At 70.2% G+C, this 18,242-nt stretch carries 17 protein-coding genes and 1 pseudogene; 13 read left to right on the top strand and 5 right to left on the bottom strand.

Annotation, left to right across the window (positions count from 1 at the left end; translation table 11 throughout):
• Positions 1–59 precede the first annotated feature (59 nt).
• Positions 60–758: a DUF2270 domain-containing protein gene (locus tag FHG71_RS18415; RefSeq protein WP_246045510.1), complete on the bottom strand. Its 699-nt coding sequence runs from the start codon at positions 756–758 to the stop codon at positions 60–62.
• Between the two features lie 128 nt (positions 759–886).
• Between FHG71_RS18415 and FHG71_RS18410 the strand changes: the two genes are divergently transcribed.
• From FHG71_RS18410 to FHG71_RS18390, 5 genes and pseudogenes are all read left to right on the top strand, one after another.
• Complete coding sequence (locus tag FHG71_RS18410) at positions 887–2,431, top strand: RdxA/RdxB/FixG family protein (RefSeq protein ID WP_139083162.1); 1,545 nt, start codon at positions 887–889, stop codon at positions 2,429–2,431.
• A 1-nt stretch (position 2,432) separates the two neighbouring features.
• The gene (locus FHG71_RS18405; protein ID WP_139083161.1) at positions 2,433–2,897 is read left to right on the top strand and encodes a FixH family protein; all 465 of its coding nucleotides are present in this window, start codon (positions 2,433–2,435) and stop codon (positions 2,895–2,897) included.
• Positions 2,898–2,902: 5 nt separating this feature from the next.
• On the top strand, positions 2,903–5,086 hold the full coding sequence (locus FHG71_RS18400) for a heavy metal translocating P-type ATPase (protein WP_139083160.1): 2,184 nt from the start codon (positions 2,903–2,905) through the stop codon (positions 5,084–5,086).
• A gap of 1 nt (position 5,087) precedes the next feature.
• Positions 5,088–5,243: pseudogene (gene ccoS / locus FHG71_RS18395) on the top strand (cbb3-type cytochrome oxidase assembly protein CcoS); the annotation flags it as partial.
• A gap of 120 nt (positions 5,244–5,363) precedes the next feature.
• Entirely contained in the window at positions 5,364–5,681 is a 318-nt protein-coding gene (locus FHG71_RS18390; protein ID WP_139083158.1) for a hypothetical protein, read from the top strand.
• A 55-nt stretch (positions 5,682–5,736) separates the two neighbouring features.
• On the opposite strand, the gene FHG71_RS18385 is transcribed toward FHG71_RS18390, so the two are convergent.
• Complete coding sequence (locus FHG71_RS18385) at positions 5,737–7,362, bottom strand: GMC family oxidoreductase (protein WP_139083157.1); 1,626 nt, start codon at positions 7,360–7,362, stop codon at positions 5,737–5,739.
• Between the two features lie 24 nt (positions 7,363–7,386).
• Entirely contained in the window at positions 7,387–8,106 is a 720-nt protein-coding gene (locus FHG71_RS18380; protein ID WP_139083156.1) for an FCD domain-containing protein, read from the bottom strand.
• A 190-nt stretch (positions 8,107–8,296) separates the two neighbouring features.
• Here FHG71_RS18380 and FHG71_RS18375 point away from each other — a divergent pair, with 190 nt between their 5' ends.
• The 8 genes from FHG71_RS18375 (at position 8,297) to FHG71_RS18340 (ending at position 17,338) form a co-directional block, all read left to right on the top strand.
• Positions 8,297–9,769: an aldehyde dehydrogenase family protein gene (locus FHG71_RS18375; protein ID WP_218014152.1), complete on the top strand. Its 1,473-nt coding sequence runs from the start codon at positions 8,297–8,299 to the stop codon at positions 9,767–9,769.
• 58 nt (positions 9,770–9,827) lie between these two features.
• Positions 9,828–10,805: an ABC transporter substrate-binding protein gene (locus tag FHG71_RS18370; protein ID WP_139083155.1), complete on the top strand. Its 978-nt coding sequence runs from the start codon at positions 9,828–9,830 to the stop codon at positions 10,803–10,805.
• 92 nt (positions 10,806–10,897) lie between these two features.
• Positions 10,898–12,436 (top strand): sugar ABC transporter ATP-binding protein, encoded by a 1,539-nt coding sequence (locus FHG71_RS18365; RefSeq protein WP_246045509.1) that lies wholly within the window; start codon positions 10,898–10,900, stop codon positions 12,434–12,436.
• Positions 12,433–13,434 carry an ABC transporter permease gene (locus FHG71_RS18360; protein WP_139083154.1) on the top strand — a complete coding sequence of 334 codons (1,002 nt, stop codon included), beginning with the start codon at positions 12,433–12,435 and terminating at the stop codon, positions 13,432–13,434. The genes FHG71_RS18365 and FHG71_RS18360 overlap by 4 nt, the downstream gene beginning before the upstream one ends.
• Positions 13,431–14,432, top strand: a complete 1,002-nt coding sequence (locus tag FHG71_RS18355) for an ABC transporter permease (RefSeq protein WP_246045508.1) — start codon at positions 13,431–13,433, stop codon at positions 14,430–14,432. The genes FHG71_RS18360 and FHG71_RS18355 overlap by 4 nt, the downstream gene beginning before the upstream one ends.
• Before the next feature lie 5 nt (positions 14,433–14,437).
• Positions 14,438–15,538: a mandelate racemase/muconate lactonizing enzyme family protein gene (locus FHG71_RS18350; protein WP_139083153.1), complete on the top strand. Its 1,101-nt coding sequence runs from the start codon at positions 14,438–14,440 to the stop codon at positions 15,536–15,538.
• 16 nt (positions 15,539–15,554) lie between these two features.
• Complete coding sequence (locus FHG71_RS18345; protein WP_139083152.1) at positions 15,555–16,583, top strand: zinc-dependent alcohol dehydrogenase; 1,029 nt, start codon at positions 15,555–15,557, stop codon at positions 16,581–16,583.
• Complete coding sequence (locus tag FHG71_RS18340) at positions 16,580–17,338, top strand: SDR family oxidoreductase (RefSeq protein ID WP_139083151.1); 759 nt, start codon at positions 16,580–16,582, stop codon at positions 17,336–17,338. Before FHG71_RS18345 ends, FHG71_RS18340 begins: the two co-directional genes overlap by 4 nt.
• A 200-nt stretch (positions 17,339–17,538) precedes the next feature.
• Here the strand turns inward: FHG71_RS18340 and FHG71_RS18335 are convergent, their stop codons facing one another.
• Positions 17,539–17,748, bottom strand: coding sequence for a hypothetical protein (locus FHG71_RS18335; protein ID WP_176559495.1), 210 nt, complete (start codon positions 17,746–17,748; stop codon positions 17,539–17,541).
• Positions 17,749–17,810: 62 nt separating this feature from the next.
• On the bottom strand, positions 17,811–18,242 hold a 432-nt coding region (locus FHG71_RS18330; RefSeq protein ID WP_218014151.1), incomplete at its 5' end, for a hypothetical protein.

Here is an 18,242-nt window from a genome sequence, read left to right as displayed (position 1 = left end):
TATGGGCGTCCTTTTGCCGCAGAGACGGTCGCGCGGCCAAGGCGGGGATTCCTGACCCGTCAGCCCTCGGGTTCGTCGTCGTCGGCGTCCGGCCCGCCGCCGAGATAGGCGAGGGCTGCCAGACTGACCCAGGTCGCCACGTAGATCCCCATCACCGACAGCACGATCCAGCCCGGCAGCGGACCGATGGCCGCGCGGCGGGGCAAGTCGGCCCAGTCGGTCGCAGGTGTCGGATGCTCGACGAGCTTGCCCATGTAGGCGAGCGTCTGGACGAGGAGGATGTAGATGTAGTTGCTGCGGACCCGCCGCGAGACGGCGGCGAGCATGGAGATCGGGTAGTGCGGCTCGCGGTACTCGCCCGCGAGGAGCCCGCGCCATTCGCCGGACTCGGTCGTCCCCTCCAGCATGGGGACGAGGAAGTTCGACTCGATCAGGCGCGAGCGGGCGCGCCAGACGTTGAAGTAGCGGTAGCGGCGCGCCTCGATGAAGAGGAACACGAGGATCAGGATGCCCACTAGGAGGAGCGGCAGCGCCGACGCCTCGGGCGCGGCGTAGGTGAGCGAGAGCGCGAGGCCCAGCGTGACGATGGACCAGTTCGTGGTGGTGTCGAGGCGCGAGCGCCAGACGGTGCCGCGATAGACCTCGGCCCGGTAGAGATGGGCCAGGGCGCCGATGTCGGCAGGGCCCAGGCGCGGGATCTCGGGCTTGGTCAGGTCGGGGATGGGGTGGTCGGGCGCGGGGTCCGTCATCTGCGTCATGGGCCGTCCTGCGCTCTCCTGCCGCACCCCCCTGCCCCGCAGGTGCGGCGCGGTTGATCCATGTCAAGGCGCCCCGGCCCGGTCCGCCGCATGACGGACGGCAGAACAAGATCGCCGGGAAGCGCATCATGAGCCAGACCAGCACGCCCTCCCTCTATGCCGCACGGGAGCCCGTGTTCCCCCGCCGGGTCTCGGGCAAGTTCCGCACGCTGAAATGGGTCATCATGGCGGTGACCCTGGGCATCTACTACCTGACGCCCTGGATCCGCTGGGACCGTGGGCCGATGCTGCCCGACCAGGCGGTGCTGGTGGATCTGGCCAGCCGGCGCTTCTTCTTCTTCTGGGTCGAGATCTGGCCGCACGAGTTCTACTTCGTCGCGGGCCTCCTCATCATGGCGGGGTTGGGGCTTTTCCTCTTCACCTCGGCGCTGGGGCGGGTGTGGTGCGGCTATGCCTGCCCGCAGACGGTCTGGACCGACCTCTTCATCCTGACCGAGCGCTGGGTCGAGGGGGACCGCAACGCCCGCGTCCGCCTCTGGAACGCGCCCTGGTCCTTCACCAAGGCCCGGCTGCGCGCGACCAAGTGGGCGATCTGGCTGCTGATCGGGCTCGCCACCGGGGGGGCCTGGGTCTTCTACTTCGCCGACGCGCCGACGCTGCTGCGGGACCTCGCGACGGGCCAAGCGCATCCGGTGGCCTACACGACGCTGGTGATCCTCACGGCCACGACCTTCCTGTTCGGCGGCTTCTTCCGCGAGCAGGTCTGCATCTACGCCTGCCCCTGGCCGCGCATCCAGGCTGCGATGATGGACGAGGAGACGATCACCATCGGCTACCGCGACTGGCGGGGCGAGCCGCGCGGCAAGGCCAGCAAGGCGCGCGCGGGCCAGCCCCCGGCCTTCCGGGCGCAGGAGAAGGCCCTGGCCGAGGGCGCGGTGGCCTTCGCGGCCCCCGAGGCGGGCGTCTCCGACGTGGCCCCGGCCCCGGCGGGGGCGGCGGGAGTGGAGCTGAAGGCCGTGGGCGACTGCGTGGACTGCATGGCCTGCGTCAACGTCTGCCCCATGGGCATCGACATCCGCAACGGCCAGCAGATGGAGTGCATCACCTGCGGGCTCTGCATCGACGCCTGCGACGAGGTCATGGCCAAGCTCGGCCGGCCGCGGGGGCTCATCGACTACTTCACGCTGGAGGACGAGCGCAAGGAACGCGCCGGCGGCACGGCCAAGGCGGTCTGGCGGCACATCCTGCGGCCGCGGACGATCCTCTACACCTCGCTCTGGTCGCTGGTGGGGGTGGGGCTGCTGGTCGCGCTCTTCGTCCGGCCCGACATCGAGATCGACGTCTCGCCCGTGCGCAACCCTCTCTACGTGACATTGTCGGACGGCACGATCCGCAACGCCTACGACCTGCGCATCCGCAACAAGCACGGGGAGGAGCGGCGCTTCTCGCTGTCCTACTCCGCCGAGGAATCCTTCGCCATCGTGGTCGAGGGCGCGGAGAACGGCGTGATCGCCGTCCCCGCCGACCAGACCGGCGAAGCCCGCGTCTACATCCAGGCCACCCCGGGCACGCCCGCCGCGACCGAGGAGATGACGGACCTGCGGCTCTGGATCACCGATCTTTCGAACGCCGACCGCGCCTCGGCCGACACCGTCTTCCATGGAGCGAACTGACATGACCAACCCGTTCAGCGGCCCCATCACCGGCCCCAAGGCCTTCGCGATCTTCTCATCGTTCTTCGTGGTCATCATCAGCGTGAACATGGTGCTGGCCTATCAGGCGGTGCACACCTTCCCCGGGCTCGAGGTGAAGAACTCCTACGTAGCGAGCCAGAGCTTCGACGCCGAGCGGCGCGCGCAGGAGGCGCTGGGCTGGACCGCCCGCGCCGCCATCGAGGGCGACGAACTGGCGCTGACGATCACGGGCCCGGACGGGGCGCCGGTGCGGGGGGCGACCCTGTCGGCGATGCTGGGCCGGGCGACCGTCCGCACCGACGACCAGACTCCGGCCCTGGCCTTCGACGGGGCCGCCTGGCGCGCGCCGGTGACGGTGGGCCCCGGCCATTGGGAACTGCGGATCGAGGCGGTCGCGGCGGACGGGACGCCCTTCCGCCAGCGGCTCGACCTGATGGTGGAGTGAGCGCCATGAGCCTGACCGAAGCCCCCGGTTCGCTCGGCTGCATCGGCTGCGTGACCGCGCCCGCCGCGCAGGGCAAGGGCGAGGCCGCCGCCGAGGACGAGATCGTGCTGGCCGTGCCCGGCGCCGACTGCGCGGCCTGCATCCCGGCCCTGGAGGAGGGTCTGGCCGTTGTCCCCGGTGTGCGGGCCGTGCGGGTGAACCTGTCCCTGCGCCGCCTGCGCGTGCGCCACGACGGCTCGCTGACGCCCGAGGACCTGATCCCCGAGGTGGCGAAGCTCGGCTACGAAGCGCTGCCGCTGGATCTGGTGGCGCTGTCGGGGACCGAGAACGACCGCATCGGGCGCGACCTCGTGATGCGGCTGGGCGTGGCGTTCTTCGCCATGATGAACGTCATGTTGCTGTCCGTGGCCGTCTGGTCGGGCGCGGACGACGCGACGCGGGACATGTTCCACTTCATCTCGGGCGCCATCGCGCTGCCGACGGTGCTGTTCAGCGGCAAGCCGTTCTTCCGCTCGGCTTGGGCAGGGGTGAAGCGGGGGCGGCTAGGAATGGACTTCCCGATCTCGCTCGCGCTGGTGCTGGCCTCAAGCATCTCGGTCTACGAGTCGTTCAACGGCGGGCATCATGCGTATTTCGATGCCGCCGTGATGCTGACCTTCTTCCTGCTCGGGGGCCGTTACCTCGACCACATGACGCGGGCCGCCGCGCGGTCGGCCGCGCAGGAACTGGCCGCGCTGGAGGTGCCCCGCGCCATCCGGCTCACGGCCGAGGGCCAGGAGACGGTGAACGTCTCGGATCTCGCCGTGGGCGACCTCATCTCCGTGCGCCCCGGCGCGCGGGTCCCGGCGGACGGCGTGGTGACGGACGGGCAGAGCGAGATCGACCGCTCGCTGCTCACCGGCGAGTCGTTGCCGGCACGCGCCGCGCAGGGCGACGTGGTGAGCGCGGGCGAGGTGAACCTCACCGGGCCGCTCACGGTGCGCGTCACGGCGGCGGGGCGGGACTCGTCGCTGTCGCGGATCGCGGCGCTGGTCGCGGTCGCCGAGGAGGCGCGCTCGCGCTACACCTCTCTCGCCGACCGGGCGGCGCGGGCCTATTCGCCGCTGGTGCACACGCTGTCCTTCGGCGCCTTTGCCTGGTGGATGTGGCAGACGGGCGGGGATATCCGCTTCGCCGTCAACATCTCGGCGGCGACGCTCATCATCACCTGCCCCTGCGCGCTGGGCCTCGCGGTGCCCGCCGTGGTGACGGCGGCAAGCGGCAAGCTGTTCAAGAAGGGCCTTCTCATCAAGTCGGGGACGGCGCTGGAGCGGCTGGCGCAAGTGGACACGGTGGTCTTCGACAAGACCGGGACGCTGACGCTGGGCGCGCCCGAGCCGCTGGATCTGGCCGCGCATGATGCCGACGACCTGCGGGTCGCGCTGGCGCTCGCGCAAGGGTCCTCGCACCCTCTGGCGCAGGCACTGGCCAAGGGGGCGCTCGCGCTGGGCGTCCGGCCCGCGCACGTGACCGAGATCCGCGAGGTCCCGGGCCACGGGATCGAGGGTCTCTGGCAGGACAGGCACGTGCGGCTGGGCCGCGCCGACTGGGTGGGCACGGAGGCGGGGGACGTCACCGCGACGACGCTGCGGATCGGCGCGAGCGACCCCGTGAGTTTCGCCTTCGCCGACTCGCTCCGCCCGGGGGCCGAGACGCTGGTCGCGGCGCTGGCCAAGCAGGGGCTGGAGCTGCACCTCGTCTCGGGCGACGTGGCGGGGGCCGTGCAAGGGCTCGCCCGGCGGCTGGGCATCCCGGCCTGGACCGCGGGGGCACGGCCCGAGGAGAAGGCGGCCTATGTCAAGGCGCTCTCGGCCAAGGGCCGCAGGGTGCTGATGGTGGGCGACGGGCTCAACGACACGGCGGCGCTGGCCGAGGCGCTGGTCTCGATATCCCCGGCCTCGGCGCTGGACGCGGCGCGGGCGGCCTCGGACATCGTGGCGCTGGGACGCGACATCTCTCCGGTCGAGGATGCGCTGCGCATCGCGCGGCAGGCGGTGCGGCGGATGCGCGAGAACTTCTGGCTCTCGGCCGCCTACAACGTCGTGTCGGTGCCTATCGCGCTGGTGGGGCTCGCCACGCCGCTCCTCGCCGCGCTCGCGATGTCGGTGTCGTCCGTGACGGTCACGATCAACGCGCTACGTCTGAAGTAAGATGGATGTCCTGATCTTTCTCGTGCCGGTGTCGCTGGGCCTGGGCCTCCTGGGTCTAGCGGCCTTCGTCTGGTCCCTGAGGCACCGGCAATACGAGGACCCCAAGGGCGACGCCGCGCGCATCCTGTCGGACCGCTGGGACGACCGTCCCGCGCCCCCGGACGAGAGGCCTGGGCGCACCCGGCGCGACCACCCCACCCCCCCGCCGGGCGAGAGGGGCTAGGACGGCCCTTCAACTCGCGGCGGCCGTGCCTATGTTGATGACAGGAGGACCGCCATGCCGCATCTGATCCGTCTCTACATCCGCAACGTGGCCCTGGGCTTCGGCCTGGCGCTCGCCTTCGTCGCCCTGCTGATCGGGTTTGATGTCGCGGGCCTGCGCCATCTGGTGCTGGGGACCGAGATGGGGTGGCTGGGCGGCGTGATGCTGGTGATGTTCAACGGCATCGTCTTTGCCGGCGTGCAGTTCGGCGTCGCCGTCATGCGGATGGCCGAGCCCGAGGACGAGGGCCCGCGCGGCGGGACGCGCCTGCCGCTGCAGGCCGTTCCGGTGCCCGTGCGGCGCGATCCCGCCCGGCCCGTCAGGCGGACCTGACCGCGACGGGGCCGGGCGCGGCGACGAGGGCCGCGTCAGGCCCCCGAAGGCCGGATCACTCCAGCCCCATCACGAAGTCGGCGCAACGGCTGCCCAGCATCAGCGCCGGGGCCGTGGTGTTGCCCGCGTTGATGTTGGGGCAGGCCGACATATCGGCTACGCGCAGGCCTTCGATCCCGCGCACCCGCATCCGCGCGTCGAGCACCGCCATCGGGTCGCCATCCGCTCCCATCCGGGCCGTCGAGGCCGGGTGGTAGTTGGTCTTGACCATCCGGCGGCAATGGTTGGCCAGGCTCTCGTCGTCGAGCTGGGCCGGGTTGGGGAACTTGACCTCCTTGATGCGCGAGCGCAGCGGGTCGGACTGGAAGACGCGCAGGAAGAAGCGCTGCCCTTCCATCATCTCGCGCAGGTCCTCGGGGTCCTTGAGGAGGTTCGGCGACACGATCGGCTTGTCGGCCGGGTTGTTGGACCGCAGCTTCACCCAGCCGCGCGACCTCGGCTTCACGACGACCGTGGTGATCGTCATGCCGTGGGTGTTCTTCATGACCTGCAGGAGGTCCCGGTCGAGGTAGACGATCGGCACGCAGAAGGCCTGGATCGTGGGCGGGGCCTCGGGGTTCGTGGGGTTCACGAAGGCCCCGGCCTCCACCCCCGCCGAGGTGATGACGCCCGTCCCGAAGAGCTTGAAGTGGACGCCGTGCATGATCATGCGCCAGCCTTCGCCCTGGCCGTAGTAGCCGTACTTGCCGTTGGCGGTGGCGATGATCGGGACCTCGGGGTGGTCGATCAGGTTCTGCCCTACGCCCGGCGCGTCGTGGAGGACCTGCACGCCGTGCTCGCGCAGGTGGTCGGCCGGGCCCACGCCCGAGAGCATCAGGAGCTTGGGCGTGATGAGCGCGCCGGCGGTCAGGATGACCTCGCTCCGCGCATAGGTCGTGTGCTGGTCGCCGTTGTGGTCGCGCCAGACCACGCCCACGGCGCGCCCGTTCTCGATCACCACCCGCTCGGCCCGCGCCTGCAGCTTGAGCGTGAGGCGCGGGTCCTTCTCCAGCGGCGCGATGAAGGCATAGGCGGCGGACGACCGCTTCCCGTGCCGGTTCATGAACTGGTAGAAGCCTACGCCCCGCTGCTGGGCGCCGTTGAAATCGGGGTTGTAGGGCTCGCCCATGCCCTGCACGGCCTGAACGAACCAGCGCGACATCTGGTCGATGTGGCCGGGGTCCGAGACCTGCAGCGGTCCGTCCACGTTGTGGTATTCGTTGTGGAGGCGATTGTTGTCCTCCATCCGGCGCATGTGGTGGAGGACGGCCTTCCACGACCAGTCGGCGCCGTCGTTGTTGCCGCGTAATGTTTCGTTCCACTCTTCGTAGTCCGAGGGGCGGCCGCGCATGTAGACCTGCGCGTTGACACTCGTGCCCCCGCCCAGCACGTTGCCCTGCGGGATGTCGTGGGCGCGGCCGCCCAGATGCTCCTGCGGGGGCGTCGTGTGGTAGTGCATGAACTTGCTGCCGTTGATCATCTTGAAGATGCCCGGCGGCATGTCGAGGAGCGGGTGGCGGTGCGAGTAGCCCCCTTCGAGCAGCAGGACCCGGTGCCCCCCGGGGTTCACGAGCCGCGCGGCGGCCACGCAGCCGGCGGCGCCGCCGCCCACGACAATGTAGTCGAATTCGTCACGAGACATGGTCTGGTCTTTCCCTGGGGCCCGTCAGGGGCCCTCGAATGAGCCGCGGACGTATTCCCAGGCGGCGTTGAGGTGAGAGGTAAGGGCGGCCTCGGCGGCGTCCGGGTCGCGATCCTGGATCGCGAGGAGGATGTCGCGGTGGCGCAGCCAGTTGACACGGTTACGCTCGGGCGAGCGGGGCATCTTCTCCCAATGGACCGACAGCCAGGCGGTGAAGGCCTTGTGGACCGCCGGGAGGATCGGGTTGCGGGGGATGTCGTAGAGCACGGCGTGGAAGGCCACGTCGGTGGCATAGAAACGCTCGGCCTCGGGGATCGCGGCCTCGTTGGCGGCCAGCGCGCGCTGGAGCGCCTGGATGTCGTCCTTGCGCGCCTGGAGGGCGGCGTGCCGCACCAGAGCCCCTTCGAGAAGGATGCGCGTGTCGTAGAGGTTCTTCACGCCTCCCGACTCGCGCAGGAGATGGCCCACGACCCCGCTCACGGCCGCGAGCGCGGCGTCGGCGCCGGGACGGCGCACCACGGGGCGGTGGCGCGGGCGGCTTTCCACGAGCCCGCGGCTGGCGAGCTGGGCCACGGCCTCGCGCACCACGGTGCGGCTCACGCCGTAGGTGTCGATCAGGTCCCGCTCGGGCGGCAGATGCGCGCCGTCCCGCAGGGTCCCCGAGACGATCCGCGTCTCGATCTCGCGTGCGACGGCATCGGCGGCGCGCTCTCCGCTTCGCAGGACGGCGGTTTGGTCATTCATCCTGACATAGCCTCATCATCTTGGTCTGACTATAACGGGCCGCATCTCTGCTGCAATTGGGAAGTGAGAGCCCTATACTGTTAGCGCTCTCACAGCAGAACTTAGCCGATTGGGCGGAATCGGCCTTGACCTGCCCGCCTAGATGGGTCCCTATATCGTCAGTTTGGTCATACCAAAGGACGCTCTGAGCGTGCTTGACGCCTTCCGCACCCTGCTTTCCGACGCGCAGCCCCTGGCGGCGCGCATGTTCATCGACGGCCAGTGGCGGGACGCCAGCGGCCTGGGGGTCGACGAGGTGGAGGACCCGGCCACCGGCCGCGCGATCGCCACCACGCCCCAGGGCACCCGCGCCCATGCCGAGGAGGCGCTGGACGCTGCCCGCCGCGCCCAGCCCGCCTGGGCCGCCCTTCCGGCGGTCGAGCGCGGCCGCGCGGTGCTGGCGCTCGCCGATGCGGTGCACGCCGAGACCGAGTTGCTGGCCCGCATCGTCGTGGCCGAGCAGGGCAAGCCCATTGGGCAGGCCAGAGGCGAGATCGGCGCGACCGAGACCTTCCTGCGCTTCGCCGCCGAATGGGCGCGGCGCATCGAGGGCGAGATCCTGCCCTCGGACGCCCCCAACGAGGAGATCTGGATCCGCCGCCTGCCCCACGGCGTCGTGGCGGGCCTCACGGCCTGGAACTATCCGTCCGCGCTCGCGGGCCGCAAGCTCGGGCCCGCGCTGGTGGCGGGCAACACCTTCGTCCTCAAGGCGCACGAGTTCACCCCCTTGTCTGGCCTGGCACTGGCTGCCCTGGCCGAGCGGGTGGGGCTGCCCGCGGGCGTTGTCAACGTCGTCACCGGCGACGGGCGCAACGTGGGCGCGGCGCTGGTCGAGGGCGCGGACATGACCACCATGACCGGCTCGACCCGTGCGGGGCGCGAGATCTATGCGACGGGCGCGAAGGGCATCAAGAACCTGCGCTTGGAGCTGGGCGGCAAGGCCCCCTTCATCGTCATGGAGGACGCGGACCTGGGCCGCGCCGTGGAGGCCGCGGTCGCCGCGCGCTTCACCAACTGCGGGCAGATCTGCACCTGCAACGAGCGGATGTACCTGCACGAGGCCATCGCGGACGAGTTCCTCGCGCGCTTCGTTGAGAAGGCCGGGGCGCTGAGCATCGGGCCGGGGATGGACGATCCCGACCTCGGGCCGAAGGTCTCGGGCGGCGAGGTCGAGAAGGTCGAGGCGATGACCCTGGCCTCGATCAAGGCCGGCGCCGAGGTTCTGCTGCGCGGAGGACCCCTCAAGGAGGGCCGCTACGAGCACGGACACTTCATGGCGCCCACGGTGCTCGAGGTGCGCTCGAACGACGTGCCGGTGATGAAGGACGAGGTCTTCGGGCCCGTCGTCGCCGCCAAGCGCGTGGGCTCCTACGAGGAGGCGCTCACGCTGGCCAACGACTCGGACTACGGGCTCTCGGCCTATGTCTGGTCGGCAAACCTCAAGCGGGTGTTCCAGGCCGCGGAAAGCCTGAACTTCGGCGAGATCTACTGCAACCGCACCAACGGGGAGCTGGTGCAGGGCTTCCACTCCGGCTGGGGCCTGTCGGGCCTGGGCGGGGAGGACGGGAAATGGGGCTTCGACGGGTATCTCCGGAAGAAGACCATGTACGTGAACTGGGCCTGACAACAGGTCCCGGAGGAATGCCGCCCGGAGGAGGGTGGCGATGATCGGGAGGACTAACATGAAGAGACGTTTCCTGCTGGGCGCTTCGGCGCTGGCCGCGACCCTGGGCCTGACCGGCCTGGCGCAGGCGCAGGACCTGCCCCCGCTGGAGCAGAAGGACAGCTACACCGTGGGCTTCGCCCAGAGCGAGTCCAACAACCCCTGGCGGATCGCCGAGACCAAGTCCTTTCAGGACACCGCCGCGACCTGTGGCTGGAACCTGATCGTCACCGACGCGGGCGGCTCGGCCGCCAAGCAGGTGGCGGACGTGGATTCGATGATCGCGCAGGGCATCGACGTGCTGTTCCTGCCGCCGCGCGAGGAAAGCCCGCTCATCCCCGCCGTGATGCGAGCCAAGGCCGCCGGCATCCCCACCTTCCTGGTGGACCGCTCGGTCGATCCGAACGTCGCGCAGGCCGGCCGTGACTACGTGGCCTTCCTGGGTTCGGACTTCGTGGACCAAGGCCGCCGCGCCGCCGAGTACATGATGGAGAACTTCGAGGGCGAGCAGGGCCTCATCATCCAGCTCGAAGGCACCACGGGCTCTTCGCCCGCCAACGACCGCAAGTCGGGCTTCGACGAGGCCATCGCGGGCAATGACAAGTTCCAGCTCCTCGAATCGCGCTCGGGCGACTTCGCCCGCGACGAGGGCCGGCAGGTCATGGAGACGCTGCTCCAGGCGCATCCCGACGTGAACATCGTCTACGCCCACAACGACGAGATGGCGATCGGCGCCATCCAGGCGCTGGAAGCCGCCGGCCGGAAGCCCGGCGAGGACGTGTTCGTCTACTCGATCGACGGCACCCGCGACGCGCTGCAGGCGATCATTGACGGCAAGATGGAAGTCACCGTCGAGTCTTCGCCCTTCTTCGGCCCGCTCGCCTGCGAGACGATGAAGCGCTACGCCGCCGGCGAGACGATCGAGCCCTGGGTGAAGGTCGAGGACCGCATCTTCACCGCCGAGAACGCCGCCGAGCACATCGACGAAGCGTACTGAGCCCTGCGGGCTCTCCCGCGCGGGGGAGCCCGTTCCTTTTTTCAGGCGCCACCCCGGGGTGGCGCCTGATCGCCCCAGACAAGGTCGCGGCCATGACCGAACCCCTCCTCCAGATGACCGGTATCCAGAAGGCCTTCGCGGGCGTGCCTGCGCTGCGCGACGCGAGCCTGCGGATCGGGCCGGGCGAGGTGCATGCGCTGGTCGGCCAGAACGGCGCCGGCAAGTCGACGCTCATCAAGATCCTGACCGGCGTCTACCGCCGCGACGCGGGCGAGGTGCGGTTCGGCGGTCGCGCCGTGGACCTGCGGTCCCCACGCGACGCGCAGGGGGTGGGCATCGCCACCATCTACCAGGAACTGACGCTGGTCCCACAGCGGACCGTGACCGAGAACATCGTGCTGGGCTACGAGCCCCGCCGGCCCTGGGGCACCATCGACTGGAAGGCCGCCGACGCCCGCGCCCGCGAGGTGCTCTCCCGCTTCGGGATCGAGCTCGACCTCGACCGGCCGCTGGGCTCCTACCCCACCGCGATCCAGCAGCTCGTGGCCATCGGCCGCGCGGCCTCGATGGAGGCCAGGCTGCTCATCATGGACGAGCCCACCTCGTCGCTGGACGAACGCGAGGTCGAGACGCTGTTCGGCGTGATCCGGGCGCTCAAGGAGCGCGGGACCTCGATCCTCTACGTCAGCCACTTCCTCGACGAGCTCTTCGCGGTCTGCGACGGCGTCACCATCATGCGCGACGGGCGCACGGTGGGCGAGACGCGGATCAAGGGCACCACGAAGCTCGACCTCATCGCCGGGATGCTGGGGCGCGACCCCGACGAGATCCGCGCCGCCGGCCGCACGCAGCTCGCCACCGACCAGACCCACACGGGACCCGTCTTCCTGGAGGCCAGGGGCCTGTCCTCGGACCGCCGGCTGAAGCGGCTCGACCTCGAGGTGCGGGCGGGCGAGATCGTGGGGCTCGCCGGGCTCCTGGGCTCGGGCCGCACCGAGTCGGCGCGGGCCATCTTCGGCATGGACAAGGTGACGGGCGGCTCCCTGAAGATCGGCGGGCGCGAGGTGCGCCTGTCCTCCCCGCGCGAGGCCATCGACGCGGGCATCGCCTTCCTGACCGAGGACCGCAAGGTCGAGGGGATCATCCCCGACCTCTCGGTGCGCGAGAACCTGACCCTCGCCCTCCTGCCCCGCCTGTCCAAGATGGGGATCGTGGACGAGGCGCGCGAGCGCCAGATCGTCGAGGGCTTCATCAAGGCCATGGGCATCCGCACCGCCGACATGGACCAGCCGATCCGGGAATTGTCGGGCGGCAACCAGCAGAAGGTCCTTCTGGCCCGATGGCTGGCGCTGGAGCCCAAGCTCCTCATCCTCGACGAGCCGACGCGCGGCGTGGACGTGGGGGCCAAGCTCGAGATCCAGTCGATCATCGCCAAGCACGTGGAGCAGGGCTGCGCCGTGCTGCTGATCTCCTCGGAGTTCGAGGAGCTGATCGAGGGCGCCCACAACATCGTCGTCCTGCAGGAGGGCCGCTCCGTGCGCCGCCTCAACAACCCCGGCGTGACCGAGGCCTCGCTCATCCACGCCATCGCCGAGCCGCCGGATCACCCGCACATGGAGGCCGCCGAATGAGCCAGCCCGGCACCCTGTCCGGCCGGGCGGCCCCCGCCGCCCCGCGCCGCTCGCGGCTCGACCGCCGCTTCCTGGGCCTCGTGGCCGCGCTGGCGGCGCTGATCCTGCTCAACGTCGTCCTGACCAACAACTTCCTGACGCTCCAGACCATCGCCGTGAACGTGAGCCAGGTCGCCCCCATCGCCATCGTGGCCCTGGGCATGACGCTGGTCATCGCGACGGGCGGCATCGACCTGTCAGTGGGCGCAGTCATGGCCGTGGCGGGGGCGCTGGCGCCGCTCATCTTCCTGAGCGGCTGGGGCCAAGCGAGCCCCGCGCTCGGCCTCGTGGCCTCCATCGCCCTGCCGCTCCTCGTGGCGGCCGCCTGCGGGCTCTTCAACGGGATGCTGGTGTCGTTTCTGGGCGTGCAGCCCATCATCGCCACGCTGATCCTGTTCATCTCGGGCCGCGGCATCGCGCTGGTGCTGACGAACGGCAACCTCCAGACCTTCTCGAACCCCGGCTTCGCCACGCTGGGCACCGGGCGCATCCTGGGCCTGCCCGTGCAGGGCTGGATCGCGCTGGCGCTGGCGCTCGTGGTGGCGCTGGTGGTGCGCAAGACGATCTACGGGCGGTACCTGCTGTCCATCGGCGGCAACGAGCGCGCTGCGGCGCTGGCAGGCACGCCGGTCGCGCGGGTCAAGATCGCCACCTACATGATCTGCTCGATGCTCGCGGGCCTGGCTGGGCTCATCGTCGTGGCCATCAACTCGGCCTCGGACGCGGCACGGGTGGGCAACCTCATGGAGCTCGACGCCATCGCCGCCGCCGTGGTGGGGGGCGCCGCGCTCTCGGGCGGCCGTGCGCCCATCCTCGGGACGCTGCTCGGCGCCGTGTTCATCCAGCTCGTGGGCTACACGCTCATCGCCAACGGGGTGCCCGACGAGGCCACCTACATCGTGACGGCCGCGATCATCGTCATCGCCGTCTATCTCCAGGACAGCCGGAGGCGCACATGACGGCCGAGCCGCTCGACCTCAACCTCCGCCGCTTCATGCGCCCGCTGGGCGGGGGCACGCACCTGACGGTCTGGGTGGCGCTGGCCCTGCTGATCGCGCTGGGCGCCTGGCGCTACGACAACTTCCTGTCGGCCTACAACATCAGCTCGTTCCTTCAGTACAACTCGATGTTCGTCCTGATCTCGGTGGGCATGTGCCTCGTGATCATGACGGGAGGCATCGACCTGTCGGTGGGCGCGGTGGCCGCGCTGGCCTCGGTCGTGGCCGCGCTCCTGAGCCCCCTGGGCCTGATCGTGGCGCTGCCCGCCGGGGTCCTGACGGGGCTCGTGGCGGGCCTGCTCAACTCGGGCCTCATCGTCGGGCTGCGGCTGCCGCCCTTCATGGCGACGCTCGCCACCATGCTCGCGGCGCGGGGCGTGGCGCTGATCGTGTCGGACAGGCAGGCGGTGTCGGTGGACTGGACCTCGGACTTCACCGCGCTCGGCATGAACAAGCTCGGGCCGGTGCTGCCCTGGACCATCCTCGTGGCGGCCGCCGTGGTGGTCGTGGCCTGGGCCGTGCTGGAAAAGACCTCGCTCGGGCGCACGATCCTGGCGGTGGGCGGCAACGCCGAGGCGGCGCACCTGATGGGACTCAAGACCTCGCGCGCGCTCGTGTTCGTGTACCTCTTCTCGGGCGCCTGCGCGGGGCTCGCGGGCGTGTTCCTCGCCTCGGGCTACGGGGCGGGCCAGCCGCTGGAGGGCCAGGGCTGGGAACTCGCGGCCATCGCGTCGGTGGTGGTGGGCGGCACGCTCCTGACCGGGGGCATGGGCTCGATCCCGGCCACCGTGGCGGGCGCGCTCCTTTTCGGGCTCGTCTTCAACATGCTCAACTTCGAGAACGGCCTCGGCGTCATCTCGCTCTCCGCCTACTGGCAATCGGTGATCCGGGGCGCCTTCCTCCTTGTCGTGATCCTTCTCCAGGTGCGGCTCGCCCGCCCGCAACCCTCCAAGGCCTGAATTCCATGACCCGCACGATCACCGACCTCCAGGCGCGCCTGTTCCGCGTGCCGCTGGGCGAATCCATGGGGGACGCCATGCACGGCCTCCACACCCATTTCGAGCTCGTCACCGTGACCATCCGCACGGAGGACGGGCGGGAGGGCACGGGCTACACCTACACCGGCGGCAAGGGCGGGCGCGCGATCCTCGCCATGGTGAACCACGACCTGCGGCCCTATCTCCTGGGCCGGGACGCCACGGAGGTCGAGGCGCTGAACGACGGGATGCAGGTCCACCTGCACTACGTGGGCCGAGGCGGAATCGCGAGCTTCGCGATCTCGGCCTGCGACGTGGCGCTCTGGGACCTGCGTTGCAAGGTGGCCGGTGAGCCGCTCTGGCGCATGGCCGGGGGCGCGTCCAACCGCTCCATGGCCTATCGCGGCGCCATCGACCTCAACTTCACGCTCGACCGGCTCCTGCACGACGTGCAGGGCTTCATGGACGAAGGCTTCCGGGCCGTGAAGATCAAGGTCGGCCAGCCCACGCTGGAGGAGGACATCGAGCGGGCGCGCCGCGTGCGCGAGCTGCTGGGTCCCGACCGGAAGTTCATGATCGACGCCAACTATGGCTGGGACGTGGAGACCGCGATCCGGGCGGGGAAGGCGATGAAGGATCTCGACCTGACCTGGTTCGAGGAACCGACCGAGCCCGGCGACTACCTGGGCACCGCCCGCATCGCCGAGGAGACCGGCGTGCCGATCGCGAGCGGCGAGAACTTCCACACGCTGGAGGAATTCCAGAATGCCGTGCAATGGGCCAAGCTGTCCTACGCGCAGCCCGACGCCTCCAACTGCGGCGGCGTGACGGGCTGGCTGCGGGCGGCGAAGCTGTGCGCCCAAGCCGGCATTCCCGCTTGCAGCCACGGGATGCAGGAGCTTCACGTGAGCCTCGTGGGCGCGCAGCCCAACGCGGGGTGGCTTGAGGTCCACAGCTTCCCCATCGACAAGTACACGACGCGGCCTCTGGTGCTCGACGGGCTCCATGCCATCGCCCCCGACACGCCCGGCACGGGCGTCGAGTTCGCCTGGGACAAGCTCGCGCCCTATGCGGTCCAGGCGGCCTGAGACAAGGAGTGACACCATGACCATCCAGGCGGCCTTCTACACGGGCCACAAGACCTTCACGCTGGAGCCGAAGGAGGCCCCGGCCCCCGCCGCGGGCGAGGTGCAGATCGACGTGGCCTATGTCGGCATCTGCGGCACCGACATGCACGTCTTCCACGGCAACATGGACGCGCGGGTGGGGAACCATCGCGTGATCGGGCATGAGATGTCCGGCACCGTGGCCGCCCTGGGCGAGGGCGTCGAGGGCTTCGCGCCCGGCGACCGCGTGGTGGTGCGCCCGCTCGCGCATTGCGGCGAATGCCCGGCCTGCCAGGCGGGCTATCAGCACATCTGCCACCGGCTGAAGTTCCTCGGGCTCGACACCGACGGGGCGCTGCAGGAGAAGTGGAACGTCCCCGCCTACACCGTCCACAAGCTGCCCGCCGACATGTCGCTGGAAACGGCGGCGATGATCGAGCCGCTGGCGGTCGCGGTGCATGACGTGAAGCGGGCGCGCCTGCAGGCGGGCGAGACGGCGCTGGTCATCGGCGGCGGCCCCATCGGGATGCTGATCGCCATGGTCGCGCAGGCCGAGGGCGCGAAGGTCATCCTGTCGGAGATCAACGCGAACCGCCTGAATATGGCGGCCGAGATGGGCTTCACCGGGCTCAACCCGCGCGAGGGCAACGTGGCCGAGCAGGTCATGGAGATCACGGGGACCAAGGGCGCCGACGTGGTCTTCGAGGTGTCGGGCACCCAGCCCGGCGTGGACCTGATGACCGCCGCCGCCGCGACGCGGGGGCGCATCTGCATGGTGGCGATCCACGCCAAGCCCGCGCAGGTGGACCTGTTCCGCTTCTTCTGGCGCGAGCTGGAGATGGTCGGCGCCCGCGTCTACGAGGCCGCCGACTACGACCGCGCCATCGAGATGATCGCGGAGGGCTTGGACGTCGCACGGCTCATCACCGACCGGCACCCGCTGGCGTCGGTCCAGCAGGCCTTCGAGGCGCTGGACGGCAACGCGACGGCCATGAAGACGCTCATCAGGATCGGAGAGACGGCGTGAACCTGTTCGACCTTTCGGGCAAGACCGCCCTCGTCACCGGCGCGCGGCGCGGCATCGGCGCGGGCATGGCGCTGGCGCTGGCGGCGGCGGGGGCCGACATCATCGGCGCCTCGGCGCAGATGGAGGCCGACGGCGGCGAGGTGGGCGTGAAGATCCGCGCCATGGGCCGCAAGTTCGAGGGCCACGCCGTCAACTTCGCGGACCGTCAGGCGCTGAAGCGCTTCGCGGCCGAGATGGAGGCGCGGCCCATCGACATCCTCGTGAACAACGCGGGCACCATCAAGCGGACGCCCGCCGCGGACCACCCCGAGGAGATGTGGGACGAGGTCATCGAGACGAACCTCAACGCGCAGTTCCTGCTGACCCAGGCCGTGGGCCGGGGCATGATCGCGCGGGGAACCAAGGGCAAGATCATCTTCACGGCGTCGCTCCTGACCTTCCAGGGCGGGATCAACGTGCCGGGCTATGCGGCCTCAAAAGGCGGCGTGGGCCAGCTCACCATGGCCTTCGCCAACGAATGGGCGGGCAAGGGCATCAACGTCAACGCCATCGCGCCGGGCTACATCGCCACCGACAACACCGAGGCGCTGCGCAACGACCCGGAGCGGTCCGCGTCGATCCTGGGCCGCATCCCGGCAGGCCGCTGGGGCACGCCCGAGGACTTCGGCGGGCCTGCGGTGTTCCTGGCGTCGAAGGCGTCGGACTACGTCAGCGGCACGATCCTGACCGTGGACGGAGGCTGGATGGGGCGCTGAACGCCCCACCAGGAGCGAGGGACCGGAGCGGCGGCGGGGCGACCCGTCGCCGCTTTCGCGCTTCCGGCGTGGGCCTTGCCGGTCGGGCGCAGCTTCTCCCTCCTGCGGCAGGGACGCCTGGCGGGGCGTCCGCAGCCTCATCGGGGTGGCGGCCCCGAATCGCGGTAAGTCGAGGATGTCCGACGCGGGTGAAGATCCGGTTAACGGCAGGAGACCCGATGCCGGATCGGCACGGGCCAGCGGTCACGCGATACGTATTCGAGGACCTCCTGAACGCCGTGGCTGTTCAGGGCCTCGATGGTCCGGCGCGCCACCTCCGTGTTCTCGATGAGGCCGGTCTCGGTGATCTCGACCGACAAGCGGGAGGGAGCAAAGCCCTCTCGCGCCAGGGTCGCCAGCACCTTACCCACGAACCGCGGATCCTTATGGCTTTGTTGGTTGGCGCCACGGCCTGGACGACATTCCCTAGCTGTCAGGCGGCGTTCGCCAGCACCGCCCGGAGGTGGGGGAACGCGGCCGACCCCGGCCCACCCAACTCGTCCCTCAAGGCGCTGGAGCGACCATAGGCTTCGGCGGCGTCCTGCAGGAGCTCATAGGCGCAAGCATCCTTGATGCGCATGGCCTTCAGGGCCGCTGCTGACAGACCCAGACGCGACAAGGCGGTGACCACGACCGTGCAGGCGGCCAGATCCACGACGAGAATCTCACTGTCGTCGGCCAGGGTCATACCCAGGCGCGAGGCCCCCAGCAGCCGCATGGCGCGGGCCTGCTTGTGGTACGCGGTCCAGAACGTCTGAGCGAGCCGGCGCGCCCGATGGGAGTACAGGTCGGTGAGGCGTTGTTGCGCAACTCGAGTTGAGGCCGAGTTCGCCCCTTTCCCCTCGAGGTCAGGCGACGCGCGTGA

This window comes from Rubellimicrobium roseum (genome assembly GCF_006152145.1).
Taxonomy (GTDB): domain Bacteria; phylum Pseudomonadota; class Alphaproteobacteria; order Rhodobacterales; family Rhodobacteraceae; genus Rubellimicrobium; species Rubellimicrobium roseum.
This window is presented reverse-complemented; position numbering and strand designations above follow the sequence as displayed.

Coding starts and splice junctions, on each gene's coding strand:
- FHG71_RS18350 (WP_139083153.1), top strand. CDS start 14,438: ATGACCCGCACGATCACCGACCTCCAGGCGCGCCTGTTCCGCGTGCCG.
- FHG71_RS18415 (WP_246045510.1), bottom strand. CDS start 758: ATGACGCAGATGACGGACCCCGCGCCCGACCACCCCATCCCCGACCTG.
- FHG71_RS18355 (WP_246045508.1), top strand. CDS start 13,431: ATGACGGCCGAGCCGCTCGACCTCAACCTCCGCCGCTTCATGCGCCCG.
- FHG71_RS18400 (WP_139083160.1), top strand. CDS start 2,903: ATGAGCCTGACCGAAGCCCCCGGTTCGCTCGGCTGCATCGGCTGCGTG.
- FHG71_RS18360 (WP_139083154.1), top strand. CDS start 12,433: ATGAGCCAGCCCGGCACCCTGTCCGGCCGGGCGGCCCCCGCCGCCCCG.
- FHG71_RS18345 (WP_139083152.1), top strand. CDS start 15,555: ATGACCATCCAGGCGGCCTTCTACACGGGCCACAAGACCTTCACGCTG.
- FHG71_RS18365 (WP_246045509.1), top strand. CDS start 10,898: ATGACCGAACCCCTCCTCCAGATGACCGGTATCCAGAAGGCCTTCGCG.
- FHG71_RS18385 (WP_139083157.1), bottom strand. CDS start 7,362: ATGTCTCGTGACGAATTCGACTACATTGTCGTGGGCGGCGGCGCCGCC.
- FHG71_RS18405 (WP_139083161.1), top strand. CDS start 2,433: ATGACCAACCCGTTCAGCGGCCCCATCACCGGCCCCAAGGCCTTCGCG.
- FHG71_RS18390 (WP_139083158.1), top strand. CDS start 5,364: ATGCCGCATCTGATCCGTCTCTACATCCGCAACGTGGCCCTGGGCTTC.
- FHG71_RS18380 (WP_139083156.1), bottom strand. CDS start 8,106: ATGAATGACCAAACCGCCGTCCTGCGAAGCGGAGAGCGCGCCGCCGAT.
- FHG71_RS18370 (WP_139083155.1), top strand. CDS start 9,828: ATGAAGAGACGTTTCCTGCTGGGCGCTTCGGCGCTGGCCGCGACCCTG.
- FHG71_RS18410 (WP_139083162.1), top strand. CDS start 887: ATGAGCCAGACCAGCACGCCCTCCCTCTATGCCGCACGGGAGCCCGTG.